Source organism: Agromyces sp. Root81, from assembly GCF_001429165.1.
GTDB lineage: Bacteria > Actinomycetota > Actinomycetes > Actinomycetales > Microbacteriaceae > Agromyces.
In genome coordinates, this window is record NZ_LMIR01000002.1 from 1,703,031 (window position 1) to 1,725,987 (window position 22,957).

The 22,957-nt window shown below is 71.5% G+C and carries 25 protein-coding genes; 9 read left to right on the plus strand and 16 right to left on the minus strand.

Translation table 11 applies throughout. From position 1 onward, the window contains the following. Position 1: 1 nt before the first annotated feature. On the minus strand, positions 2-508 hold the full coding sequence (locus ASE14_RS13110) for an SRPBCC domain-containing protein (protein WP_056655200.1): 507 nt from the start codon (positions 506-508) through the stop codon (positions 2-4). Between the two features lie 90 nt (positions 509-598). Here ASE14_RS13110 and ASE14_RS13115 point away from each other — a divergent pair, with 90 nt between their 5' ends. From ASE14_RS13115 to ASE14_RS13125, 3 genes are all read left to right on the plus strand, one after another. Beyond that, positions 599-1,030 carry a hypothetical protein gene (locus ASE14_RS13115; RefSeq protein WP_235511338.1) on the plus strand — a complete coding sequence of 144 codons (432 nt, stop codon included), beginning with the start codon at positions 599-601 and terminating at the stop codon, positions 1,028-1,030. 130 nt (positions 1,031-1,160) lie between these two features. Continuing rightward, positions 1,161-1,520, plus strand: a complete 360-nt coding sequence (locus ASE14_RS13120) for a DoxX family protein (protein ID WP_056655204.1) — start codon at positions 1,161-1,163, stop codon at positions 1,518-1,520. 93 nt (positions 1,521-1,613) lie between these two features. Continuing rightward, entirely contained in the window at positions 1,614-2,180 is a 567-nt protein-coding gene (locus ASE14_RS13125; protein ID WP_056655208.1) for a hypothetical protein, read from the plus strand. Between the two features lies 1 nt (position 2,181). On the opposite strand, the gene ASE14_RS13130 is transcribed toward ASE14_RS13125, so the two are convergent. From ASE14_RS13130 to ASE14_RS13140, 3 genes are all read right to left on the minus strand, one after another. Continuing rightward, on the minus strand, positions 2,182-3,807 hold the full coding sequence (locus ASE14_RS13130; protein WP_056655211.1) for an NAD(P)/FAD-dependent oxidoreductase: 1,626 nt from the start codon (positions 3,805-3,807) through the stop codon (positions 2,182-2,184). A gap of 63 nt (positions 3,808-3,870) precedes the next feature. After that, positions 3,871-4,653 carry an ABC transporter permease gene (locus tag ASE14_RS13135; RefSeq protein WP_056655214.1) on the minus strand — a complete coding sequence of 261 codons (783 nt, stop codon included), beginning with the start codon at positions 4,651-4,653 and terminating at the stop codon, positions 3,871-3,873. Between the two features lie 154 nt (positions 4,654-4,807). Next, the gene (locus ASE14_RS13140) at positions 4,808-5,791 is read right to left on the minus strand and encodes an ATP-binding cassette domain-containing protein (protein WP_200953326.1); all 984 of its coding nucleotides are present in this window, start codon (positions 5,789-5,791) and stop codon (positions 4,808-4,810) included. 60 nt (positions 5,792-5,851) lie between these two features. Here ASE14_RS13140 and ASE14_RS13145 point away from each other — a divergent pair, with 60 nt between their 5' ends. Continuing rightward, positions 5,852-6,844, plus strand: a complete 993-nt coding sequence (locus ASE14_RS13145; protein WP_056655217.1) for a YafY family protein — start codon at positions 5,852-5,854, stop codon at positions 6,842-6,844. Positions 6,845-6,877: 33 nt separating this feature from the next. Here the strand turns inward: ASE14_RS13145 and ASE14_RS13150 are convergent, their stop codons facing one another. Continuing rightward, positions 6,878-7,270, minus strand: a complete 393-nt coding sequence (locus tag ASE14_RS13150) for an META domain-containing protein (protein ID WP_056655219.1) — start codon at positions 7,268-7,270, stop codon at positions 6,878-6,880. A 25-nt stretch (positions 7,271-7,295) separates the two neighbouring features. After that, positions 7,296-8,312, minus strand: coding sequence for a LysR substrate-binding domain-containing protein (locus ASE14_RS13155; protein WP_056656389.1), 1,017 nt, complete (start codon positions 8,310-8,312; stop codon positions 7,296-7,298). Between the two features lie 154 nt (positions 8,313-8,466). On the opposite strand from ASE14_RS13155, the gene ASE14_RS13160 reads away from it, so the two are divergent. Then, positions 8,467-12,084, plus strand: coding sequence for a bifunctional proline dehydrogenase/L-glutamate gamma-semialdehyde dehydrogenase (locus tag ASE14_RS13160; RefSeq protein ID WP_056655221.1), 3,618 nt, complete (start codon positions 8,467-8,469; stop codon positions 12,082-12,084). 22 nt (positions 12,085-12,106) lie between these two features. Here the strand turns inward: ASE14_RS13160 and ASE14_RS13165 are convergent, their stop codons facing one another. After that, a complete protein-coding gene (locus ASE14_RS13165; RefSeq protein WP_056655224.1) occupies positions 12,107-13,093 on the minus strand; it encodes a hypothetical protein in 987 nt (328 codons plus the stop codon). Between the two features lie 41 nt (positions 13,094-13,134). Beyond that, positions 13,135-13,626 carry a RimK/LysX family protein gene (locus tag ASE14_RS13170; protein ID WP_056655225.1) on the minus strand — a complete coding sequence of 164 codons (492 nt, stop codon included), beginning with the start codon at positions 13,624-13,626 and terminating at the stop codon, positions 13,135-13,137. Between the two features lie 25 nt (positions 13,627-13,651). On the opposite strand from ASE14_RS13170, the gene ASE14_RS13175 reads away from it, so the two are divergent. Beyond that, positions 13,652-14,842, plus strand: a complete 1,191-nt coding sequence (locus ASE14_RS13175) for a RimK family alpha-L-glutamate ligase (RefSeq protein ID WP_056655228.1) — start codon at positions 13,652-13,654, stop codon at positions 14,840-14,842. A 16-nt stretch (positions 14,843-14,858) separates the two neighbouring features. On the opposite strand, the gene ASE14_RS13180 is transcribed toward ASE14_RS13175, so the two are convergent. From ASE14_RS13180 to ASE14_RS13195, 4 genes are read right to left on the minus strand one after another with little or no spacing between them, the layout of a single operon-like run. After that, positions 14,859-15,227, minus strand: a complete 369-nt coding sequence (locus ASE14_RS13180) for a GntR family transcriptional regulator (RefSeq protein WP_056655231.1) — start codon at positions 15,225-15,227, stop codon at positions 14,859-14,861. After that, complete coding sequence (locus ASE14_RS13185) at positions 15,224-16,186, minus strand: hypothetical protein (RefSeq protein WP_157372977.1); 963 nt, start codon at positions 16,184-16,186, stop codon at positions 15,224-15,226. Before ASE14_RS13185 ends, ASE14_RS13180 begins: the two co-directional genes overlap by 4 nt. Before the next feature lie 31 nt (positions 16,187-16,217). Beyond that, on the minus strand, positions 16,218-16,661 hold the full coding sequence (locus ASE14_RS13190; RefSeq protein WP_162257739.1) for a toxin-antitoxin system YwqK family antitoxin: 444 nt from the start codon (positions 16,659-16,661) through the stop codon (positions 16,218-16,220). 2 nt (positions 16,662-16,663) lie between these two features. Then, positions 16,664-17,101, minus strand: coding sequence for an Lrp/AsnC family transcriptional regulator (locus ASE14_RS13195; RefSeq protein ID WP_056655238.1), 438 nt, complete (start codon positions 17,099-17,101; stop codon positions 16,664-16,666). 90 nt (positions 17,102-17,191) lie between these two features. On the opposite strand from ASE14_RS13195, the gene ASE14_RS13200 reads away from it, so the two are divergent. Further along, positions 17,192-17,992, plus strand: a complete 801-nt coding sequence (locus tag ASE14_RS13200; protein WP_056655240.1) for an LLM class F420-dependent oxidoreductase — start codon at positions 17,192-17,194, stop codon at positions 17,990-17,992. Positions 17,993-18,007: 15 nt separating this feature from the next. Here ASE14_RS13200 and ASE14_RS13205 read toward each other — a convergent pair whose 3' ends face one another. From ASE14_RS13205 to ASE14_RS13215, 3 genes are read right to left on the minus strand one after another with little or no spacing between them, the layout of a single operon-like run. Then, complete coding sequence (locus ASE14_RS13205) at positions 18,008-18,529, minus strand: hypothetical protein (RefSeq protein ID WP_157372978.1); 522 nt, start codon at positions 18,527-18,529, stop codon at positions 18,008-18,010. Continuing rightward, on the minus strand, positions 18,517-18,777 hold the full coding sequence (locus ASE14_RS13210) for a hypothetical protein (protein ID WP_056655246.1): 261 nt from the start codon (positions 18,775-18,777) through the stop codon (positions 18,517-18,519). Before ASE14_RS13210 ends, ASE14_RS13205 begins: the two co-directional genes overlap by 13 nt. Beyond that, the gene (locus tag ASE14_RS13215) at positions 18,774-19,625 is read right to left on the minus strand and encodes a hypothetical protein (RefSeq protein ID WP_056655248.1); all 852 of its coding nucleotides are present in this window, start codon (positions 19,623-19,625) and stop codon (positions 18,774-18,776) included. The genes ASE14_RS13210 and ASE14_RS13215 overlap by 4 nt, the downstream gene beginning before the upstream one ends. Positions 19,626-20,098: 473 nt before the next feature. On the opposite strand from ASE14_RS13215, the gene ddaH reads away from it, so the two are divergent. After that, on the plus strand, positions 20,099-20,884 hold the full coding sequence (gene ddaH / locus ASE14_RS13220; RefSeq protein ID WP_235511416.1) for a dimethylargininase: 786 nt from the start codon (positions 20,099-20,101) through the stop codon (positions 20,882-20,884). Further along, positions 20,881-22,128: an ornithine--oxo-acid transaminase gene (gene rocD, locus ASE14_RS13225; protein WP_056655250.1), complete on the plus strand. Its 1,248-nt coding sequence runs from the start codon at positions 20,881-20,883 to the stop codon at positions 22,126-22,128. The genes ddaH and rocD overlap by 4 nt, the downstream gene beginning before the upstream one ends. Here the strand turns inward: rocD and ASE14_RS13230 are convergent. Further along, positions 22,115-22,855, minus strand: coding sequence for a DUF4097 family beta strand repeat-containing protein (locus ASE14_RS13230; RefSeq protein WP_056655253.1), 741 nt, complete (start codon positions 22,853-22,855; stop codon positions 22,115-22,117). The two genes, rocD and ASE14_RS13230, sit on opposite strands and share 14 nt — an antisense overlap. Positions 22,856-22,957 lie beyond the last annotated feature (102 nt).

Below are 22,957 nucleotides of genomic sequence, written 5' to 3' on the forward strand. Positions count from 1 at the left end.
GTCAGCGCACCCCGCCGGGGACCGCCAGTTCGCGGTAGTGCGGCGAGAACGCCGGGTAGTAGGTCTCCCAGACCGGCTGCGGCGTTCCGGCGCGTGCCGCCGCGAGTCGATCGAGGTAGTAGTCCCAGCCGGGCCCCATGTCTGCGGCCTCCGACGGGTCGTGCAGTCGCTGGCCGAGCGTGAGCGTCGTCATGCCGCCGGCCTCGAGGAGGTGGCAGAAGAGTCGGATGCCGGTCGGCCCCGAGCCCGAGTCGGCCGTGAACCGGTACGGCGGCGCGCACTCGAGGATCGCGACGTTCTGCCACTCGCCCTCGCCTTCGGCCTCCATGCGGAACCGGACTCCGCCGGTGGCGGGGCTGCCCGTGTAGGTGCCGATCCAGGCGCGCATGGCGTTCGGGTTCGTGAGGCTGAACCAGACGTCTTCGATGGGGGCGTAGAAGAGGCGGTCGAACTGCAGGTACAGGCCGTCGTCCTTCAGCACGTAGTGCCCGGTCGGTCTCGCGGTCATCTTCGGCCCCCGCTCGTTCGTCGTGGCTTCAGGCTAATCCCGCTGCGCGTCAAAGGCCAGAGCGGCCCCGCCGCCCACTAGAGTGTGGCCATGGGATCGAGCGGTGGACGCAAGCGCGCGTCGAATGGGCAGGCGTCATCGGGCGCGAAGTCGTCATCGGGCGGGCAGCCGGCGAGTAGCGAACACGCGCTCGACATCGACCCCGAACACAACAAGTCCGGACTCTGGGGTGCCCTCGCGGGCCTGATCGTGTTCGCGCTCATCGCGATTCCGCTGTCGGCCGCGTTCTCGTTCGCGACGACCCCGCACTCGCAGCAGCTCTTCGCCGGTCGGCTCTCCGAGGCGACGCAGGGCGGGTACCAGGCGTTCTGGTGGCTCGTGACGATCTTCCTGTTCTCCCTGCCGTTCCTCGTCGGCTACGGCGTCGCGAAGCTCTCGGTGAAGTCGCTCACGATCGTCGGTTCGATCATCGTGCTGTTCGTGATCGCCATCATGGTGCTCGGGCAGGTCTTCGTCTTCTAAGGCACGGCCTCCGTCGTCTCCCGTTACGCACCTCGAGGTGCGTGACGCACGGTGAAGTGCGCGGCATCCGTGGATTAGAGTCACCGGTCGTACGTTACGCACTGATCGTAACCGACGACTTGGAGAACTCTTGATCATCGCACTGTGGATCGCCACCGGACTGCTCGCCCTCGTCTTCCTCGCCGCCGGCGTCACGAAGTCGACCACTCCGCGAGAGAAGCTCGTGCCCAAGATGGCCTACATGGCCGATCTCTCCGACGGCCAGGCGCGCACCGTCGGCATCCTCGAGTTCCTCGGGGCACTCGGGCTCGTGCTGCCGGCGGCCACCGGCATCCTGCCCTGGCTCACCCCGGTCGCCGCCTTCGCCCTCGCACTCACGATGGCCGGCGGCGCCGCGCTGCACATCAAGCGCAAGGAGTCGTTCGTACCCGCGCTCGTGCTCGGGATCCTCGCGCTCGTCGTCGGTGTCGGCTGGGTGCTGCTCGGCTGAGGCGCGATTCGGTCGAGCGAGTACGGCTCGGTTTCATCACGAAGTCGGCAGTCTGGTTGATGCTCGGGTGATCGCTCTGGCACGCTCGCGCGTATGACGCTTCGTCCTCCGAGAGCACTGCTCCTGTTCGCTGCTCTCGCGGTCGCGGTGGGTCTGACCGGCTGCGACTACTTCCCACCCGACCCGGTCTCACTGACGCTTCGGGACGGAGCCGTGGTTGCACGGCTCTGCGTCGAGGTGACGGCGGACCATGTCGCCATCAAGCGAGTGGACGGCAAACCGGAGGAGACGTTTGTCGATTCGGTCGTGGCCGGTGGGCAGCCGGTGACGTTCCCTGCGGGCACCGAACTCGTGCTCGGTGCTGCACCCGATGGGCTCGAGCTCAGCCTCGATCGGGGCACGTTCGAGCCCACGCGGGGGGAATACAACTTCGAGATGTACTACGAGAACGCGCCGACCGACGCGCTGCGCTGGCCGATCGACGCCTTCTACGACGGTGCCGATCTTCGGGCGGGTGAATGGCTCGACGCGTATGGAGAGCCTCAGGAGGAGCCCTGCACTCCGGCACCCTGCATCAGCGGTGCCGCCTGCATCGGGCAATGGACGAGCGAGCCGACGGCGACGCCAGCTGGCTTCTCCCGGGCGCCGGCAGAACCCTAGGTCAGGCGACGGATGCCTCGAGCACGGCCATCGCCGCATTGTGGCCGCCGATGCCGCTGACGGCGCCGCCGCGCACCGCGCCCGAACCGCACAGCAGGATGCCCGGGTACGCCGTCGCGACGCCCCATCGCTCGGCGGGCGTCGAGAGCGCGGCGCCGGGCTCGGCCCACGGCCACGAGAGCGGCCCGTGGAAGATGTTGCCGCCCGGCATCGCGAGCGCCTCCTCGAGGTCGAGGGTCGTCTTCGTCTCGATGCAGGGGCGGCCGGCGGCATCCGTCGCGATGACGCCCTCGATCGGTTCGGCGAGCACCGAGTCCAGCGAGGCGAGCACGGCGGCCTGCAGCTGCTCTCGCAACTCCTCGTTGCCGAAGCGCTCGAGCAGCCGGTGCGGCACGTGCAGGCCGAAGACGGTCAGCGTGTGAGCGCCGGACGCCGCGAGCTCCGGGGAGAGGATCGACGGGTCGCTCAGGGTGTGGCAGTAGATCTCGCACGGCAGCGGTGAGGCGATGCGCCCACGGGCCGCATCGCCGTAAGCCGTCGCGAGCTGCGACTCGAGCTCGTTGATGTGGAAGGTGCCCGCGAACGCGGCCTCGGGCGCCACGTCGGCGTCGCGGAGCTTCGGCAGCCGGGTGAGCAGCAGGTTCACCTTCACCTGTGCGCCCTCGGGCGCGTTGAGGTGCCGCAGGCGCTCCCGCACGACCGAGGGCACGCCGCCGCTCGCCGTGCTCGCCGCCGGCGCACCCGCCGCGAGCAGCCGGTCCAGCACCGCGGGGGCGACGTTCGCGAGCACGACACCGGCCTGCGACATCCGCTCGCCCTGCTCGTCGGCTCGCTGCCAGCGCACCTCGCCGGAGAGGTCGACCGAGGTGACCTCCGCACCCGTCACGAGTTCGGCGCCGGCCTCGCGGGCGGCCCGTGCGAGCTCGCCGGTGACGGCGCCCATGCCGCCGACCGGCACGTCCCAATCGCCGGTGCCGCCGCCGATGACGTGGTACAGGAAGCAGCGGTTCGCGTCGAGCGACGGGTCGTCGAGGTCGGTGAAGGTGCCGATGAGCCCGTCGGTCGCGACGACGCCGCGCACGAGGTCGCTCGCGAATCGGGCGTCGATCGTCTCGCCGAGCGGCTGCTCGACGAACTCGCTCCAGACCCGATCGTCGCCGATCAGCTCGCGCGCCTCTTCACGTGTCGGGAGCGGTTCGGTCAGCGTCGGGAAGAGGCGTTCGGCCAGGCGTGCAGTGTCCGCGTAGAACGCCTCCCACGCCGCGGCGTCGGGCTCGGCGTCGACGCGGGCGAAGGCGGCGACTGAGGCTGCGGCGGCGGCCTCGTTGTCGACGAGGAAGCCGCGCCGGGGGTCGGCGGGGTCGGGCGTGTACGACGAGAAGCGGCGCCGCACGAGGCGCACGTCGAGGCCGAGGTCGTCGATGATGCGCTGCGGCAGGAGGCTCACGAGGTACGAGTAGCGCGAGAGGCGCGCCTCGACGCCGTCGAACGCGTCGGCCGAGACCGCGGCGCCGCCGAGGTGGTCGCTGCGCTCGAGCAGCAGTACCCGCTTGCCGGCGCGGGCGAGGTAGGCGGCTGCGGTGAGACCGTTGTGGCCACCGCCGATGATCACGACGTCGTGGGGCATCCCACGAGCGTAGACGAGCGAGGGCGAGCGGATGAGGCATCCGCTCGCCCTCGCTCGGCGATCTCAGCGTGCGCGCTTCATCGCCCGGACACCGACGACGATGCCGATCGCGCAGGTCACGGCGGCGGCGATGATGCCGCCGACGACGGCCGGTGCGCCGAAGTCGCCGGCGAGCAGCGCCCGCTCGGCGCCGACGAGGTAGCTCAGCGGGTTGATCGCCGCGGCGACCTGCATCCAGGCGGGGCCGTCTTCGAGCGGCAGCAGCATGCCCGAGAGGATCATGAGCGGGAACAGCAGCGTCTGGTGCACCATCCAGAACATCCAGTCGCGGTTGCGGCAGGCGAGGGCCAGCGTGTAGCTCAGCGCGCCGAAGCCGATGCCGAAGACGGCGAGCACCGCGAGGCCGGCGATGAGCCCCGGCACGTCGAGCGAGAAGCCGAACGGCACGGCCACGAGCACGACGATCGTGCCCTGGATGACGAGCGGCACGACCTCCTTGAGGGCGCGGCCGACCAGCAGGGCGCTGCGCGAGAGCGGCGCGACGAGCGTGCGCTCGTGCGAGCCGGTCTGCATCTCGAAGAGCAGATTGGCGCCCGTCGAGGCCGTGCCGAACAGCGCGACCATCACGAGGATGCCGGGCACGAACCACTGGAGCGTGCTCGCCGCGTCGCCGCCCGCTGCGCCGATCAGCAGCGGGCCGAACAGGCCGAGGAAGACGAGCGGCTGCACGAGCGAGAAGATCACGCTGAACGGGTCGCGCACGAGCGGGCGCGACTCGCGGACGAACACCGAGGCGGTGTCGCGGAGGAAGCCCGTGGGTCGGGCGGTGGTGTCGATGGTGGTCATGAGGGTGCTCCTTGCTGTCGTCGAGTGGGTGGTGGGTTGAGGAGGCCCGCCGGGGCCGTCCTTCTCGTTGGTTGAGGAGGCCCGCCAGGGCCGTCTCGAAACCCCGGGTTGCTCGGGCGGGTTTCGGGACGCGTCCTCCTTCGTCGGGCGCTCCTCAACCCGCGAGGGCCGGCTCGTCGACGGCTTCCGCGTGCGCCGCCTCCTCGCGGAGGGTGCGCCCGGTGAGGGCGAGGAACACGTCGTCGAGGGTCGGCTGCCGGTGGGTCGCCGCGACGACGTCGAGTCCGGCATCGCCGAGCGAGCGGATGTACCGGGGCAGCGCCCGATCGCCGCCGGGAGCGGTCACCGTGACGAGCTGCCCCGACGCCTCGCCGCCGATGCGGGCTGCAGCGGCCGCGGCATCCGACGCCGAATCGAAGGTGAGGCTCACGCGGTCGCCCGCGAGCGATTCCTTGAGCGCCCAGGCCGTGTCGTCGGCGATGACCTGTCCGTGATCCATCACCATGACGCGCTCGGCGAGCTGGTCGGCCTCGTCGAGGTAGTGCGTCGTGAGGAAGATCGTCGTGCCGGTCTCACGGCGGAGCTCGACGATGTGCTCCCACAGGTTCGCGCGGCTGTGCGGGTCGAGGCCCGTCGACGGCTCGTCGAGGAAGAGCAGTTCGGGCCGGTGGATGAGGCCGAGCGCGATGTCGAGCCGGCGCTTCTGGCCGCCCGAGAGCGACTGCACCTGCCGGCCGGCGACCTGGCCGAGCTCGAGCGAGTCGATCAGCTCGGCGGCGCGCGCCCGGGTCTCGCGGCGGCCCATGCCGTAGAAGGCGCCCTGAGCGTGCAGCTCGTCGCGCACGCGCTGGGTGTGCCCGCCCGAATTGCCCTGCCCGACGTAGCCGATGCGACGGCGCACGCCGGCGGGGTCGCGGCGGATGTCGGATCCGGCGACGATCGCCTCGCCGCTCGTCGGCGGCAGCAGCGTGGTGAGCATGCGAAGCGTCGTCGACTTGCCGGCGCCGTTCGGGCCGAGGAAGGCGACGAGCTCGCCGGCGTCGACCTCGAGGTCGACGGAACGGACGGCCTCGACGACCTTCCCCTTGGCGGGGAACGTCTGCGTGAGGCCCTGAGCGGAGATCATCTGGTTGGTCATATCTGCAGTCTTCCGAGGCATCCGGTCAGTTTCCGTCCGCATGGATGGGAAACTTGGAGCATGGCCGCAACGACCTCGCGAACCCTCGAACTGCTCTCCCTGCTGCAGAGCCACCGGCACTGGTCGGCGCGCGAACTCGTCGATCGGCTCGGCGTCTCCGACCGTACGCTGCGCCGCGACGTCGACCGCCTGCGCGAGCTCGGCTACGGCATCGAGTCGGCACGCGGCTCGACCGGCGGCTACCGCCTCGAGGCCGGCACCGGGCTGCCGCCGCTGCTGCTCAGCGACGACGAGGGGGTGGCGATCGCGGTCGGCCTCCGTTCCCAGGCGACCGCCGGGCTGCGGGGCGCCGAGCACACGACGCTCAGCGCCCTCGCGAAGATCGAGCAGGTGCTGCCGCCGGCCCTGCGCCGGCGCATCGAGGCGCTGCAGTCCCATGCCGCAACGGGCCCGGGCTGGCCCGGCTCGTCACGCTCCGGCCGACCGGCCCCCGAGGTCGACTCCGAACTGCTCGGCCTCCTCGCCCTCGGCTGCCGGGACTCGGAGCGGCTGCGCTTCACCTACACGGATGCCGCGGGCGAGGCCTCCGCCCGAGTGGTCGAGCCGTACCGGCTCGTGCCCGTCGCCCGTCGCTGGTACCTGCTCGCATGGGACCGCCAGCGCGAGGACTGGCGCACGTTCCGGCTCGATCGCATGAGCGAGGTGTTCCCGACGCGGGTGCGGTTCGAGCCGCGGCCGATGAGCGACGACGACGCACGGGCGCGGGTCGAGGCCGCAGTGCGCTGGCGCGACCGGAGCGTGAAGGCCCGCGTCGTCGCCGAGCTGCCGCAGGCCGCGCTCGTCGAGCACCTCGGCTGGTACGGGCGCGACGTCGTCGCGATCGACGCCGAGCACTGCGCCTGGCCGCTCGAGGCCGATTCGGTCGAGAACCTCTCGATGGCGCTCATGTGGCTGCCGCGCGGCGTGCGCTACCGGGTCGATGGGCCGCCCGAGCTGCTCGACTTCCTCGCGATGCAGGCGCAGCGCTTCGCGGAGGCATCCGCTCGACCGTGACGTGCTCGGCGCGACCCGGGCTTGCCCGCGCCGCTACTCGGAGCGCTCGAGCGTGCCGATCTTCTCACCCGACTCGTCGAAGACGGTGAGAGTCTCGTCGGCGATCGTGCCGGTCGCGAGCCCGGAGAGCCACGTGTCGACGCCCTCGCAGGCCATGCGCGTCGAGGCGACGTCGACGAAGGCGATCGTGTCGGCATCGGCGGTCCACGTGCCGACGAGGCGGTTGCACCCGTCGGTGCCGGTCAGCGCGCCGTCGTCGGCGAGGACGAGCGAGGGTTCGCTCGTCGTGGCGATATCGCCCCAGGTGCCCACCGGGTCGACGGTCCCGGTCGGTTCCGTTCCCGTGTTGCCGGCGCAGGCGCTCAGCGCCGCCGCGGCGAGCAGGATGGTGCCGGACAGGGCGAGGCGCTGCATCGTTCGCGACATGGGCACAGCGTAGCGACCGGCGGCCTCACCGGCCGGAAGGCGTCGCCGTGGCGTGTGCGGCGCGGGCGAGGGCGTCGCGGCAGGCGACCACCGCCGGGCGGGCGGCCGCGGCCAGGCGGGTCGACGTGAAGACCTCGCGCTCCGGATGCCCCGGTAGGTCGACGAGCGTCACGCTCGGCGCCTCGCCCGCCCACACGAGGTCGGGCAGGAGCCCGACGGCGTTGCCCGAGCGGATGAGGCGGATGTGCGCCATCAGGTCGGCGGTCTCGAACCGCACGTCGGGCTCGAACCCCGCGTCGCGGCAGAGCTGCTCGGCCCAGTCGCGCGAGGCCGTGCCCTCGGGCTCGAGCACCCAGGGCATCGTCGCCGCGGCGGCGAGTGAGTGCTCGCGCGAGGCATCCCTGCCGCCCCGCCTGGCGTGCACATCTGCGGATATACGATCCGCCACCCCGGCCGATGCGCCCGATTCGTCGGCGCGGCGGATCGTATATCCGCTGGAATGAGCGGGATGCGGCGGCAGCGCGAGCCGGATCGCGTCGGCGACGAGGTGCACGCGGTCGAGCTCCTCGCGGTGCGCCCGCGTGTGCCCCGGGTACTGCTCGGCGATCACGAGGTCGAAGTCGCGCGCCGACACCTCGAAGAGCCCCACGTCGGGCTCACGCTCGGTGACCTCGACCCGCAGGGCGGGGTGCTCGGCGCGCAGCAGCGTGAGCGCCTGCGGCACCACGGCGTGCGCCGCCGACTGGAACACGGCGATGCGCACGGTGCCGCCGACCGCGGTGAGCGAGCGGGCCACCTCCGACTCGGCCTCCTCGAGCCGGTCGAGCACGGCGCGGGCGTGCCCGACGAGCACCTCGGCCTGCGGCGTCAGCTGCACGCGGCGCCCGACCTGCACGAGCAACGGCACGCCGGCCTCGCGCTCGAGCTGGCTGAGCTGCTGCGACACCGACGAGGGGCTGTACGAGAGGGCCTCTGCGACCGCCGAGAGCGTGCCGCGATCGCTCAGCTCCACGAGCAGCCGCAGTCGTCGCACGTCGAGCACGGGCACCTCCGGGACATCCGCTGATCATTCGGTTCTTCCGAACAGTATCGTTCAGATTCATTCGCTTTACCGAACGGATGTCGCAGCGCATACTGATCCCGACAGGCGCGCGACCCCCGGCGGGCCCGAAGCAAAGGACAGTACCCTCGTGACCATGTCGAACGCCGCCACGGACGCCCGGCCGAACACCGATCACGTCGTCGCCCTCGTGCGCCGCTGGCTCGCCGAGAGCGCGGAGCACCCCGTCGATCCCGCCGCCGAGCGCCTCGCCGGCGTGCTGAAGGACCCGCGCGGACTCGACTTCACCGTCGGCTTCGTCGACGGCGTCATGCGCCCCGAAGACCTCGGCGTCGCCGGTCGCAACCTCGAGCAGGTCGCGAGGCTCACGCCGAAGTTCCTGCCCTGGTACCTCAAGGCCGCGATCCGCGTCGGCGGCGTCGTCGCCCCGGTGCTGCCGTGGATCGTCATCCCGATCGCCCGCCGCGTGCTGCGCGCCATGGTCGGCCACCTCGTGCTCGACGCGACTCCCGAGAAGCTCGGCCCGGCCATCGCCACCCTGCGCGAGTCGGGCAACCGACTGAACCTCAACCTCCTCGGCGAGGCCGTGCTCGGCGAGGAGGAGGCCGATCGCCGTCTCTCCGGCACCTACGAGTTCCTCGCCCGCGACGACGTCGACTACGTGTCGATCAAGGTCTCGAGCGTCGTCAGCCAGCTCTCGATGTGGTCGTTCGACGAGGCCGTCGCCAAGGTCGTCGCGAAGCTCACCCCGCTCTACGAGCTCGCCGCCAAGAGCCGCACGCCGAAGTTCATCAACCTCGACATGGAGGAGTACCGCGACCTCGACCTGACGATCGCGGTCTTCACGACCCTGCTCGACCAGCCGCAGCTGCGCGGCCTCGAGGCCGGCATCGTGCTGCAGACCTACCTGCCCGACGCGCTCGGCGCGATGCAGGAGCTCACGGCGTGGGCGCAGAAGCGTCGCGCCGAGGGCGGTGCGCCGATCAAGGTGCGCGTCGTCAAGGGCGCGAACCTCGCGATGGAGCACGTCGACGCCGCCGTGCACGGCTGGCCGCTCGCGACCTACGACTCCAAGCAGGACTCCGACACGAACTACAAGCGCGTGCTCGACTGGTCGATGACCCCCGAGCGCACCGATGCGGTGGGGCTCGGCGTCGCCGGCCACAACCTCTTCGACGTCGCCCACGCGTGGCTCACCGCGCGCGAGCGGGGCGTCGACTCGCGCGTCGAGTTCGAGATGCTGCTCGGCATGGCGACCGGCCAGGCCGAGGCCGTGCGCCGCGACGTCGGCAACCTGCTGCTGTACACGCCCGTCGTCAACCCGAGCGAGTTCGACGTCGCCATCGCGTACCTGATCCGCCGCCTCGAAGAGAACGCGAGCCAGGACAACTTCATGTCGGCCGTCTTCGAGCTGACCTCGAGCGAGCCGCTGTTCCAGCGCGAGCAGGCGCGCTACCTCGCCTCGCTCGCCGCGCTCGAGCCGACGGTCGTGGCGGCGCCCGCGCCGAACCGCACCCAGAACCGCCACACCGAGTGGACCGAGGAGACCTTCGCGGCCGCGATGACGGTTCCGGATGCCCCGGCGCCCGGCACCGAGCACGAGCACGACCCGTCGCTGACGGGCGTCGTGCTCGGCATCACCCGCGGGTCCGACGGCACCGACGGTTCCGAGCTGACGGATGCCGCGGCATCCGCTGCGCCCGTCGGCTCAGGCGTCACGCCGGGCTTCCGCAACGAGCCCGACACCGACCCGGCGCTCGCACCGAACCGCGAGTGGGGACGCCGGATCCTCGAGCGGGTGCCGGGCACCCGCCTCGGTCTCGACACGATCGCCGCCGCCCGCGTCGACGACGCCGCGACCCTCGAGCGCATCATCCAGACCGTCGCCGCCCGCGGTCGGGCCTGGGGCGAGCTGCCCGGCGCCGAGCGCGCCGCCGTGCTGCACCGCGCCGGCTACGCGCTCGCCGCGAACCGCGACCGCCTCATCGAGATCATGGCCGCCGAGACCGGCAAGACCATCGCGGAGGCCGACCCCGAGATCAGCGAGGCGATCGACTTCGCGCACTACTACGCCGAGCGCGCCCGCGAGCTCGACCACGTGCAGGGCGCCGTCTTCGTGCCGTCGAAGCTCACCGTCATCACGCCGCCGTGGAACTTCCCGGTCGCGATCCCCGCCGGCGGCGTGCTCTCCGCGCTCGCCGCGGGCTCCGGCGTCATCATCAAGCCGGCCAAGCTCGCGCAGCGCTCGGGCGCGGTCATGGTCGAGGCGCTGTGGGAGGCCGGTATCCCGCGCGAGCTCCTCACCCTCGTCGACATCGGCGAGCGGGAGCTCGGCAAGGAGCTCGTCTCGCACCCCGCGGTCGACCGGGTCATCCTCACGGGCGCCTACGAGACGGCGCAGCTCTTCCGCTCGTTCCGCAAGGACCTGCCGCTGCTCGCCGAGACGAGCGGCAAGAACGCGATCATCGTCACGCCGTCGGCCGACCTCGACCTCGCGGCATCCGACGTCGTGAAGAGCGCCTTCGGCCACGCGGGCCAGAAGTGCTCCGCCGCCTCGCTCGTGATCCTCGTCGGCTCGGTCGCGAAGTCCGAGCGCTTCCACCGCCAGCTCGTCGATGCGACGCGCTCGCTGCGCGTCGGATGGCCCGAGCAGGCGACGAGCCAGATGGGCCCGATCGTCGAGCCCGCGGGCGGCAAGCTGCTGCACGCGCTCACCCAGCTCGGCATCGGCGAGGAGTGGCTCGTCGAACCGCAGCAGCTCGACGACACCGGCCGGCTCTGGTCGCCCGGCATCCGCACGGGCGTCGCGGGCGGCTCGTACTTCCACCTCACCGAGTTCTTCGGCCCCGTGCTCGGCATCATGCACGCGAAGGACCTCGATGAGGCGATCCGCCTGCAGAACGCCGTCGACTACGGCCTGACCGCCGGCCTGCACTCGCTCGACGCGAACGAGCTCGGCACGTGGTTCGACCGTGTCGAGGCCGGCAACCTCTACGTCAACCGCGGCATCACCGGCGCGATCGTGCAGCGCCAGCCGTTCGGCGGCTGGAAGCGCTCCGCCGTCGGCGCAGGTGCGAAGGCCGGCGGCCCGAACTACCTGTTCGGCCTCGGCGAGTGGCTGCCGCAGCACGGCACCTCCTCGAGCACCCTGCACCTGCGCGGTCTCGAGAAGCGCGTGGCCGAGTTCATCGAGACGTCGCAGCCGGCGCTCGACTACGACTCCTTCGACGTGCTGCGCCGCTCGGCGCTCTCCGACGAGCTCGCCTGGGCCGAGGAGTACGGCGTGGTGAAGGACGTCTCGGGCGTCGGCGCCGAGCGCAACCTCTTCCGCTACCGGCCGCTGCCCGTGACGGTGCGCATCGGCGAGCAGGCAACGCTCGCCGAGGGGCTCCGCGTCATCGCGGCAGGCCTGCTCGCGAAGTCGGCGCTGGCGGTCTCGACCGCGGTCGAGCTGCCGAAGGGCGTGCGCACGCTCCTCGCCGCGCGCGACATCCGCATCGTGCGCGAGGGCGATGCGGCCTGGCTCGGCCGCGCAGCCAAGGGCGGCATCACGACGTCGCGCGTGCGACTCGTCGGCGGCGGGGCATCCGCGCTCGCCGACGCGCTCGGCGGCACTCCGGATGTCGCGGTGTGGTCGCACCCCGTCACGCCCTCGGGCCGCGTCGAGCTGCTGCCATTCCTGCACGAGCAGGCGATCTCGATCACGAACCATCGCTTCGGCAACCCGACGACCCTGTCGCAGGGCGTGATCTGAGGCCGTGATCCGGCGCGTCGGCTCAGCCGGCGCGCCGGAACGTCAGCACCTCGCCGCGTCGTGCGCGCTCGAGCACGAACCCCTCGTCCTGCAGGCGTCCGAGCACGCGCCGCGGCAACGCGGGGAGTTCGGCGGTGGCGCCGGGCGGCGGCGGGGCGATTCCCGTGACGAGTGAGACGTCGACGCCCGTGCCGAGCACCTCGATGCGGGCGTAGTCGCTCCTGCATCGCCAGACGAGCCGCTCGAGGTCGCGGAACAGGACGACGGTCGTCGTCGACCCCGTGCCGATCCACAGACGGTCGTTCCCGAAGCCGACGGTGCAGGCGAGCGTGTGTCGCCGTGCCACCGCCCGGCCGGCCGAGTACGCGGGCAGTGCGAAGACGACACCGACGATGATGATCGTGAGTCGGGCGCCGAGCGCGAAGACGATGTCGCCGACGAAGATGAGCGCCACGGCCACGATGGCGCTCAGGACGACGGCGATCACGACGATGACGGTGGTGAGGGTGCGCATGGGCACCGGCACCGCGGCGAAACGCACCTCCGAGCCGTGGCCGTGCTCGGCGCGCACCCACTCCGGCGTGGTCGGTGCCGGCTTCCTCGACGTGCCCACGGCGGCGGAGACGCGCCCGATCAGGGCGAGCCAGATCCAGCCCGCCGCGGGGATCGCGGCGAACTGCACGATCACGAGCGCGATCCGCACCGGCTCGGGCGCGTCGGCGAGCAGCGATCCGCCGAGTTCGGCCGCCGTCACGACGAGCGCCGCCGACGCGATCGCGCCGATCACGTGGACGATGACGGCGCGGCGCTCGGGCGTTATGCGGAACGTCGCGTTGACGAACGAGAAGCCGCACAGCCAGCCGCCGACGAGCATGAACAGGTACGGGATCAGCTCGGTCACCTGCCCGGCGATGGCCCATGGCACGGCGAGTGCCAGGCAGGCCGCCGCCCAGAAGAGCGGACTGCCGACGAGTCGCCGCCGCCGTGGGGCGCGGGCGGTCGTCGCCACGTCGGGAGCGGCCTTCCGGGCGGCTGTCGGCCGGGTGCGGCTCAAGCGCGTGCCGCGTCGCGGCCGCGGTTGCGACGACGGATGCCTCGTGGCGCGCGACCTCCCACGAAGGAGCGCGCCGAGTCGACGATGAAGCCCTGTCGCAGCGCCTCACGGCCGATGAGCATGCGGAAACCCATCTCGTCGCGGTTCGTGAGCGTCACCTCGGCCGTCATCGTCCGACCCATGAGCACGACGTCCATGAGCACGACGATGCGCTCCTCGGTGTGACCCGATGAGCTCCGCACCGCGCGGCGGTCGTGCACGGGGCACTCGACGATGACGGCGTCCTCGTCGGAGTTCTGCCACGGGTGCACGCCGAACCGCACGATCGACGCCTCGCCATGCTGCACCTCTTCGAGGTCGAAGGCGTGCAGCGACGAGGTGCGCGCACCCGTGTCGAGCTTCGCCTTGATCCACGGAACACCGGCTCCCGGCAGGCTCACCCACTCGCGCCATCCCGCGATGGTGTTTGAATAGACGGGCTCGATCACTCCACCATCTTCGCAGGGGCACACGATGAAACTGGCGATCCTCTCGCGCGCCCCGCAGGCGTACTCCACCCAACGGCTCCGCACTGCCGCACAGCAGCGCGGTCACGAGGTCAAGGTGCTCGACACCCTGCGCTTCGCGATCGACCTCTCGGGGCCCGAGCCCGACCTGCAGTACCGGGGTCGACGCCTCTCCGACTACGACGCCGTGCTGCCCCGCATCGGCAACTCGGTGACGTACTTCGGCACCGCCGTGGTGCGCCAGTTCGAGCAGATGGACGTCTACACCCCCAACACAGCGAACGGCATCACGAACTCCCGCGACAAGCTGCGGGCGAACCAGATCCTCTCGCGCCACAACATCGGCATGCCGGCGACGGCGTTCGTGCGCAACCGTGCCGACGTGCGGCCGGCGATCGAGCGCGTCGGGGGAGCACCCGTCGTCATCAAGCTGCTCGAGGGCACGCAGGGCATCGGCGTCATCCTCGCTCCCGAGGTCAAGGTCGCCGAGGCGATCATCGAGACCTTGCACTCGACGAAGCAGAACGTGCTGATCCAGCGCTTCATCAAGGAGAGCCGGGGCCGCGACATCCGCGCCCTCGTCGTCGGCGACCGCGTGGTCGCGGCGATGCGGCGCAGCGCGAGCGGCGACGAGTTCCGGTCGAACGTGCATCGAGGCGGCACCGTGGAGCCCGTCGAGCTGACGCCCGAGTACGAGCAGGCGGCCGTGCGCTCGGCGCAGATCATGGGCCTGCGGGTCGCGGGCGTCGACATGCTCGAGGGCGACGACGGCCCGCTCGTGATGGAGGTCAACTCCTCGCCCGGGCTCGAGGGCATCGAGACCGCGACGAAGCTCGATGTCGCGGGCGCCATCATCGACCACATCGCGAACCAGGTCGCGTTCCCCGAGATCGACGTGCGCCAGCGCCTCACCGTCTCGACCGGGTACGGCGTGGCCGAGCTCATGGTGCACGGCGGCGCCGACCTCGTCGGCACGACGCTCGGCGAATCGGGCCTCTGGGAGCGGGACATCACTGTGCTCACGCTGCACCGCGGCACGACCGTCATCCCGAACCCGCGCAAGGGCGTGGTGCTCGAGGGCGAAGACCGCCTGCTCTGCTTCGGCAAGCTCGAGGAGATGCGCTCGATGATCCCCGAGCGGCGGCGCCGCCGGTCGAAGGTGCGCAAGCTCCCGAAGCAGCCGATCCCCGAGGAGTGAGCCGCGCCGGCCTCGGTCAGGCCGAGCCGCCGCGAAGCGCGGCGCGCACGATCTCGAGCGCCTGCTCCGCGTCGAGGCCCAGCTGCGCGATGCGGTCGGCATAGGCGGTTGCCGCGAGCTGCGCCTGCTGCTCGGTCGGGTCGCCGGTCGCAGAGATGAAGGAGCCGTTGCGACCGCGCGTCTCGATGACGCCGTCGCGCTCGAGCTCGCGGTAGGCGCGTGCCACCGTGTTGGCCGCGAGCCCGAGCTCGGCGGCGAGGGTGCGCACGGGCGGCAGCCGGGTTCCCGGTACGAGCCCGCCGTCGCGCACGCCGTCGATGACCGCCCGTCGCAGTTGCTCGTACGGCGGAACGGAGGACTCGGGATCGAGTTCGAGCAGCATCATGCGCCTTCGGGTGTCGGCGGCGCGGGAGCCGCGGAGCCGTAGGCCGGCGGTTGCGTCTCCGCGAACTGCGTCGGCCAGAGCCGCTGGAGGTAGTACCGGGCGGGCTTGAGTGCGATCGAGAACGCGAGCACGACGATCAGTCCGAGGAGCGTGAGGTTCGTGGTCACGTTGGCGGCGGTCATGGCGGGGTCGCCGAGCATGTTCGCCCACGAGACCGCGGCCGAGAGCGAGACCACGACGGTCAGGCCGCCGAACATGAGCGGCACCGAGACGAGGTCGCGGAACGTCTGCGCGCGCAGCGCGTCATCCCAGCGGAGCATCTGCTCGCTCACGGCGGGTTGCGCACGTGCCACGAGTGCCGAGGAGACCCACTCGACGGCGATGAGCGCCGCGATCGCGACGAGCGCTGCCGCTCCGGTGAGGATCCGCGACTCGACGGCGATCGGCATCACGCCGACGGCGACCGCCATGAGGGCGCCGACCGCGACGAGGATGCGTGCACCGACCCGCTCGATCGGGGCGACGTAGTCGGCGACGGTGGGCCGGGGGAGGCGCGCGAGGCGCGGCCCCGAGCGCCGCACCTCGGGCGGCGCGGGGAGGATCGAGATCGCGACGCCGATGCCGCGTCCGGTGAGGAGCACGCCGAGCAGCACGACCCACGCGAACGGGGCGATGTTCGTGCCCCACTCGTCGTGGGTGGTCAGTGCGCCGCTCAGCACGATCGGCACACCGGCGGCGATGCCGACGAGTGAGCCGAGGGATCCCCACCTCGCCCGCAGCCGGAGTCGCTCGCCGACGGCCTGCTCGAGCTCCACGTCGCCGTCGAGCGGAAGCCCGACCGAGCGCGCGAACCGGCCGATCGAGCGAGGCCGCGGCATCCATGCCGGCGTCAGGACCGAGATGAGCGCCATCAGCGCCAGCCAGCCGAGCATGAACCATTCCGGCCATTCGAGAGACATGGAGTTAATGTATTACTACAAACTTCTCCAGTCAACCCTCTGCGGAGGGCTTCGCTCGATGCATCTTCTCGTCGCGCAGCGAGCCGTCGGGGTGGTACCGGCGCCAGAGGCCGACCTTCGTGCCGTGATCGTACACGCCCTCGTCCATGAGTTCGCCGCTCGCGTGCCAGCGCTGCCACGGGCCCTGCTGCACGTTGCGCACGAACGCGCCCTGCTGCATGGGCAGGCCGTTCTCGCGCCACCACCGCCAGAACCCGTCGAGGGTGTCGTCGAGTCGATCGCCGATCGCCTTCAGCTGTCCGTTGCGGTACCAGTACCGCCAGCGCCCCTGCTGCACCCCGTGGTCGTAGACGCCCTCCTCGGACACGCCGCCGCTTGCGAAGTGCTCCTGCCACAGGCCGTGCTTGCGCCCCGCGTCGTCGAGTGCGTTCGGCGCCGGCATCTCGCTCGGCGTTCGGCTCGCGGCATCCGTCATCATCAGTCCCTGTTGCGGTTCACCAATCGCGACAGCACGATCGCACTGCGGGTGTGATCGACGTTCGGCGCGATGCGCACTCGTTCGAGCGCGTCTTCGAGTGAGGCGATGTCCCTGGCGCGCATGTGCACGATCGCGTCGGCGCTGCCGGTGACGGTGCCCGCGTAGACGACCTCGGGAACTCCCTGCAGGATGCGCTGCAGCTCGTCGGGTGCGACGGTGCCGCGGCAGAAGAGCTCGACGTACGCCTCGGTCGACATGCCGTCGACGGTCGGGTCGACCTGGATCGTGAACGAGCGGATGACTCCGTCGGCGACGAGGCGGTCGACGCGTCGCTTGACGGCCGACGCCGAGAGGCCGACCGACGATCCGATGTCGCCGTACCCCGCCCGGGAGTTCTGCCGGAGCAGGTCGAGGATGGCGCGATCGAGGTTGTCCATTCTCGGATTGTATGTCGATCCATTGCGTTCGCACAGGACTTGGCGCACATTTCCTGCGCCTCGCGCGGGTTCCCGCTCTAGGCTGGTGGGATGCCTCTGGATTCCCCCGTTCGTCTCGCGGTGCAGGTGCAGCCGCAGCACGCCGAGTACCCCGCGATCCGCGACACCGTGATGCGCCTCGAGGAGCTCGGCGTCGACGTCGTCTTCAACTGGGATCACTTCTTCCCCCTGACGGGCGACCCCGACGGCCTGCACTTCGAGGCGTGGACCATGCTCGGGGCATGGGCGGAGCAGACCGAGCGCATCGAGTTCGGCACGCTCGTGAACTGCAACTCGTACCGGGGCGCCGACCTGCAGGCCGACATGGCCCGTACGCTCGACCACATCAGTGCGAAGGGCGGCACGGGCCGGTTCATCTTCGGCACGGGCGCCGGCTGGTTCGAGCGCGACTACGACGAATACGGCTACGAGTTCGGCACCCGGGGATCGCGGCTGAACGCGCTCGCAGGCGCCCTGCCGCGCATCGAGGCCCGGTGGGCGAAGCTGAACCCGGCACCGACGCGCGAGATCCCCGTCATGATCGGCGGCAAGGGCGAGCAGAAGACCCTGCGCATCGTCGCCCGGCACGCCGACATCTGGCACTCCTTCGTCGCCCCCGACGAGTTGCGGCACAAGCTCGACGTGCTCGCCCACTGGGGCGACGAGGTCGGGAGGGATGTCTCGGAGATCACGGTCTCGAACGAGCTGGACCGCTCGGGGCAGGACGTCGAGCACGCCGAGGCGCTGTACGCCGGCGGCGTGCGGCTGTTCACGATCGGCATCGGCGGGCCGGGCTACGACCTCGACCCGGTGCGGCGCTGGCTGGCCTGGCGCGACGCGAAGAACGGCTGAGGAGCGCCGCCCGGGCTATCCGGCGAGCATGTTCATCGTGAGCGAGCCGTCGGGGCGCCAGGTCACGACGATGCTCGGACTCGACGTGGCGTACATGGATGCGTCGAGGCGGAGGCCCTCGGCAGGGAATCGGCCGTCGTCCGTGCAGGTCGCCACCCCGCCGTCCGTCCCGAACTCGATGAAGAGACACAACTCGGAATCATCCCGCGCGGCGTAGATCGGGAGGCCGTCGGCCCTGGTTCCGAGGAGTCGGTACTCGAGCTGCCCGTTGCCGAAGTTCATCTCAGGGCCCGCGGCCGGAGCGTCTGCGGCCGTGGCGGGCCGCAGGAACACGTCGAAGGCGGGAGACTCCGCGGCGACCGGCAGCGACTCGAGGTACTCGGCCTGGGTGCGCGGCCCGGGGAACGCGGACGCGGACGCGGCGGCGAGATCGGCGTCGTGCTCGGCCTGCAGCCCGGCCTCACGCGCCCCGGCCTGCCAGCCGGCGAGCACGCCGACGACGAGCGCCGCGGTCGCCGCGATGATCAGGCGGCGCACCCGGCGCACCCGGCGTCGCGGGTCGGCGACCGCGTCGGCCCGCCCATCAGGTGTTTCAGCGACGGACGCCTCGGTGCCGGCGCCCTCGGCGGCGGATGCTCGGCCGGAGCGCCTTCGGGATCGGTCGCGGGGCTCTCGGGCGCAGAGCGCAGCACGTGCAGCTCGCGCGCGGCGTTCGCACGCTCCTCGTCGCTCGCACCGGCACCGTAGGCCAGCCGCTCGAGCTGTGCGAGGCGATCGTCCGTCATTCCGCTTCCTCCGGTTCGGCATCGGCGGGCATGACCGGGGGCACCGGAATCAGCTCGACGGCGCCATCGGTGCGCCACCGCACCGTCGTCGCGATCGCATTCCCCATGACGATCGTGCTGAGCCCGTCGCCGTCCACGGTTCGCGAGGTGGAGCAGGTCACCCCGCCATCGCTGGAACCGGCGGAGTAGCTCGCGATCACGCAGACCTCGGACTCACGATTCGCCGCGTAGACCACGAGCCCGTCGGGCCGGCTGACCAACCGTCTCGCGCTCCCGGCGACGAGTGAGTACGACTGCATGAAGGCGGCGTCGAGGGCGTCGGTCTCGGCCGGCGGGCGGGCCAGCACATCGGGCATCGACGTCTCGTCGAGTGCGACCGTCGCGGGTCCGGTCGGTGTCGGCATCGGCGCGCCCGGTGCCGGGCTCGCCGTCGGCGTCGGCGTCGGCTCGGCGAACGGAGCCACCGAGCGACCGCCGAGCTGCCACCCGATGCCGAGGCCGAGCGCGAGTGCGACGGCACCCGCGACGATCGCCCAGCGGATGCCGCGGGCATCCGTCTCGCGCGACGGAGCGAGCGGCTCGAATGCGGTCGACGACGCCTCGTCGTCGGGCAGCCCGTCGGGCGGATGCCCTGCGTGGCCGTGGTGCTCGAGTGCCGCGCGGGCGGCACTCGCCGCCGCGGCATCCGCTTCGGTGCGTCGCAACTCCTCGAGCTCGACGGCCGCGTCATGCTGCTCGGCCGCCGATGCCGCGCCGCCGAAGGCGATGCGCTGCAGCCGTGCGACGTGCTCGGCGACCTCGGCCGCGCGAGCGGATTCCGTTTCGGAGCCGTCGTCCGTGTCAGCCATGCCGTCTCCGTCGCTCCGTCCCGGTGGAAGGCGCGTCGGGCAGCGCGGACCGGGTCGCTTTCAGCATGCCTCAGGGTTGCGCCGGCAGCAACCAGGGGCGGCTGCGCGGCGGACGCGCCATCCGCCCGGTCATTCATGCACGGATGCCGCGTGGCGCCGCCGAACGAGCATGAAAGTTGCGCAGCACGCCGCCAACCGCGCCGTGATTGCCAGCACACTGGAGAGAGGCGACTCGGCGGCGGCGGAACCCGAACGTCGTCGCCGAGGCTCGCGATCGCGAGCCGCCCGGCCGGTAGGTCGGAGTTGTGCACCGAGCGGATGTCGCGGGCCCCCAGCGGCATCCGCTCCTCCCGCGAAGGAGCGAGATGTCGACGATGATCGCCACCGGCGGCCAGCCCGCCGAACGGCCGGCCGAGCTCGCCGAGCAGCCGGCCGTCCGTCCGGAGCGCCGGCCCACGGCACGAACCGTGCTCATGTGCCGGCCCGAGCACTTCACGGTCGTCTACCGCATCAACCCGTGGATGAATCCGGCCGAGCCCACCGACACGGGACTCGCGCTCGCGCAGTGGCAGGTGCTCCACGACACCTTCGTGGGCCTCGGGTACGACGTGCAGCTCATCGACCCGATCGCAGTCCTGCCCGACATGGTCTACGCCGCGAACGGCGGATTCGTCATCGACGGCATCGCGTACGGCGCGAAGTTCACCTACCCCGAGCGTCAGCCCGAGGGGCCGGCGTACATGGAGTGGTTCCGCCGGGCGGGATTCGACGTGCGCGAGCCTGTGGAGATCAACGAGGGCGAGGGCGACTTCCTGCTCGTCGGCGACGCCATCCTCGCGGGTACGGGGTTCCGCAGCGACTCGCGTTCGCACGAGGAGCTCGCCGCGATCTTCGGCCGCGAGGTCGTGACCCTGCGGCTCGTGAACCCGAGCTTCTACCACCTCGACACCGCGGTCGCCGTGCTCGACCCGACCCCCAGGCAGGAGCACATCGCCTACCTGCCGAGCGCGTTCGACGAGGCATCCGTCGCCCTGCTGCAGGCGCGCTTCCCCGACGCGATCATCGTGAACGAGACGGATGCCGCGGTGCTCGGCCTCAACTCGTTCAGCGACGGTTACCACGTGGTCATCGCCTCGCGCGCGACCGACTTCGAACGACAACTCCGCGAACACGGGTACCACCCGATCGGCGTCGACCTCTCCGAGCTGCTGCTCGGCGGGGGCGGCGTCAAGTGCTGCACCCTGGAGCTGCGCCGATGACCGCCACCGACCTCACCTCTGCATCTGCGGCGACCGCCGAGGCGATCGCCCTCGAAGACGAACACGCGGCACACAACTATCATCCGCTGCCGGTGGTCGTCGCCTCGGGCGAGGGCGCCTGGGTGACGGATGTCGAGGGGCGGCGCTACCTCGACTGCCTCGCCGCCTACTCGGCGGTGAACTTCGGGCACGGCAACCCGCGGCTCGTCGAGGCGGCGCGCGAGCAGCTGGGGCGCATCACGCTCACGAGCCGTGCGTTCCACAACGACCGCCTCGGCCCGTTCGTGACCGAACTCGCGGCGCTCTGCGGCAAGGACATGGTGCTGCCGATGAACACCGGCGCCGAGGCTGTCGAGTCGGGCGTCAAGGTGGCGCGCGCCTGGGGCTACCGGGTGAAGGGCGTGGCAGCGGATGCCGCGAACATCGTCGTGATGGCCGGCAACTTCCACGGGCGCACGACGACGATCATCTCGTTCAGCGACGACCCCGATGCGCGCGACGACTTCGGGCCCTACACGCCGGGCTTCCGCACGGTGCCGTACGGCGACGCCGCCGCGGTGGCGTCCGCGATCGACGAGAACACCGTCGCCGTGCTCGTCGAGCCGATCCAGGGGGAGGCCGGCGTCGTCGTGCCTCCGGCGGACTTCCTGCCTGCGCTCCGCGCGCTCTGCACCGAGCACCGCGTGCTGCTCATCGCCGACGAGATCCAGTCGGGGCTCGGCCGGGTGGGTGCGACGTTCGCGTGCGACCTCGTCGGGGTCGTGCCCGACCTGTACCTGCTCGGCAAGGCGCTCGGCGGCGGCATCGTGCCGGTCTCCGCGGTGGTCGGCGACCGCGACGTGCTCGGCGTGCTGCACCCGGGCGAGCACGGGTCGACCTTCGGGGGCAATCCGCTCGCGGCATCCGTCGGCCTCGAGGTCGTTCGCATGCTCGCGAGCGGTGAGCCGCAGGAACGTGCGCGAGTGCTCGGCGAACACCTGCAGTCGCGACTGCGCTCGCTCGTCGGGCACGGCGTCGTCGAGGTGCGTGGTGCAGGGCTCTGGGCGGGCATCGACATCGACCCCGCGCTCGCGACCGGCCGCGAGGCCTGCGAGGCGCTCATGCGCCGCGGCGTGCTCGCGAAGGACACGCACGGCTCGACCATCCGCCTGGCGCCGCCGATCGTGGTCGAGCAGGCCGACCTCGACTGGGCGGTCGACCGGCTCGCCGCGGTGCTCGAGGAGTTCGCCGTCAGCGACCGGTGACCCGGATCGCGCCGTTCGAGGTGACGAGGTCGAGCGTGAACTCGCCGTCGGAGTCCTCGTCGATGTCGATATCGACGTCGCCGTTCGACGTGTCGGCCGTCACCCGGTAGCCCGCTCCCTCGGTCGGCACCGCGAGGTCGATCGCGCCGTTGGAGGTGCGCGCATCGACGTCCTGCGGGGTGTCGAGCCGCAGCTCGATCGCGCCGTTCGAGGTGGAGGCCCGGACACCGGTCCCGGCGAGGCCCCGGCCCTCGATGCGCCCGTTGCTCGTCTCGGCCTCGACCGTGCCGGCGACGTCGTCGAGTTCGATGCGCCCGTTGTTGGTCGACACATCGACCTCGCCGACCTTCGTGAGTTCGATCGTGCCGTTCGAGGTCGCGCCGCGCACGTCGACGCCGGCGGGGAGGGCGATCGTGTAGTCGACCGTGCAGTTCCGGCCGCATCCGCTGAGCACGAGCACGTCGCCGTCGATCTCGAACGTCGTCCCGACCTCGCGGTCGCCGCGGTACGAGACCGTGCGCGCGACCTCGACCTCCGTGGCGTCCGCGTCGCCGCGGACCGTGACGCTGCCCGCGGGCTGGTCGATCTCGATCGTGTGCACCTGCTCGCCGAGGGTGGCCTCGTCGCTGAATCGCTCGGGTGGGGCGAGGAACGCGCACCCGCTCAAGGCCAGTGCCGCCGCCGCGACGGCGCCGATCGCGATCATGCGTGGTGCTGTGTGAATCATCTTTCTCCTTCGGGTCGCGCCGTGCGGCCCTGTTCTCGACCCTAACGAGGCCGCTGCGGCGCCCGCACGGGGGCTTGCCCCCGGTTCGCAGCCGCCGCGAAG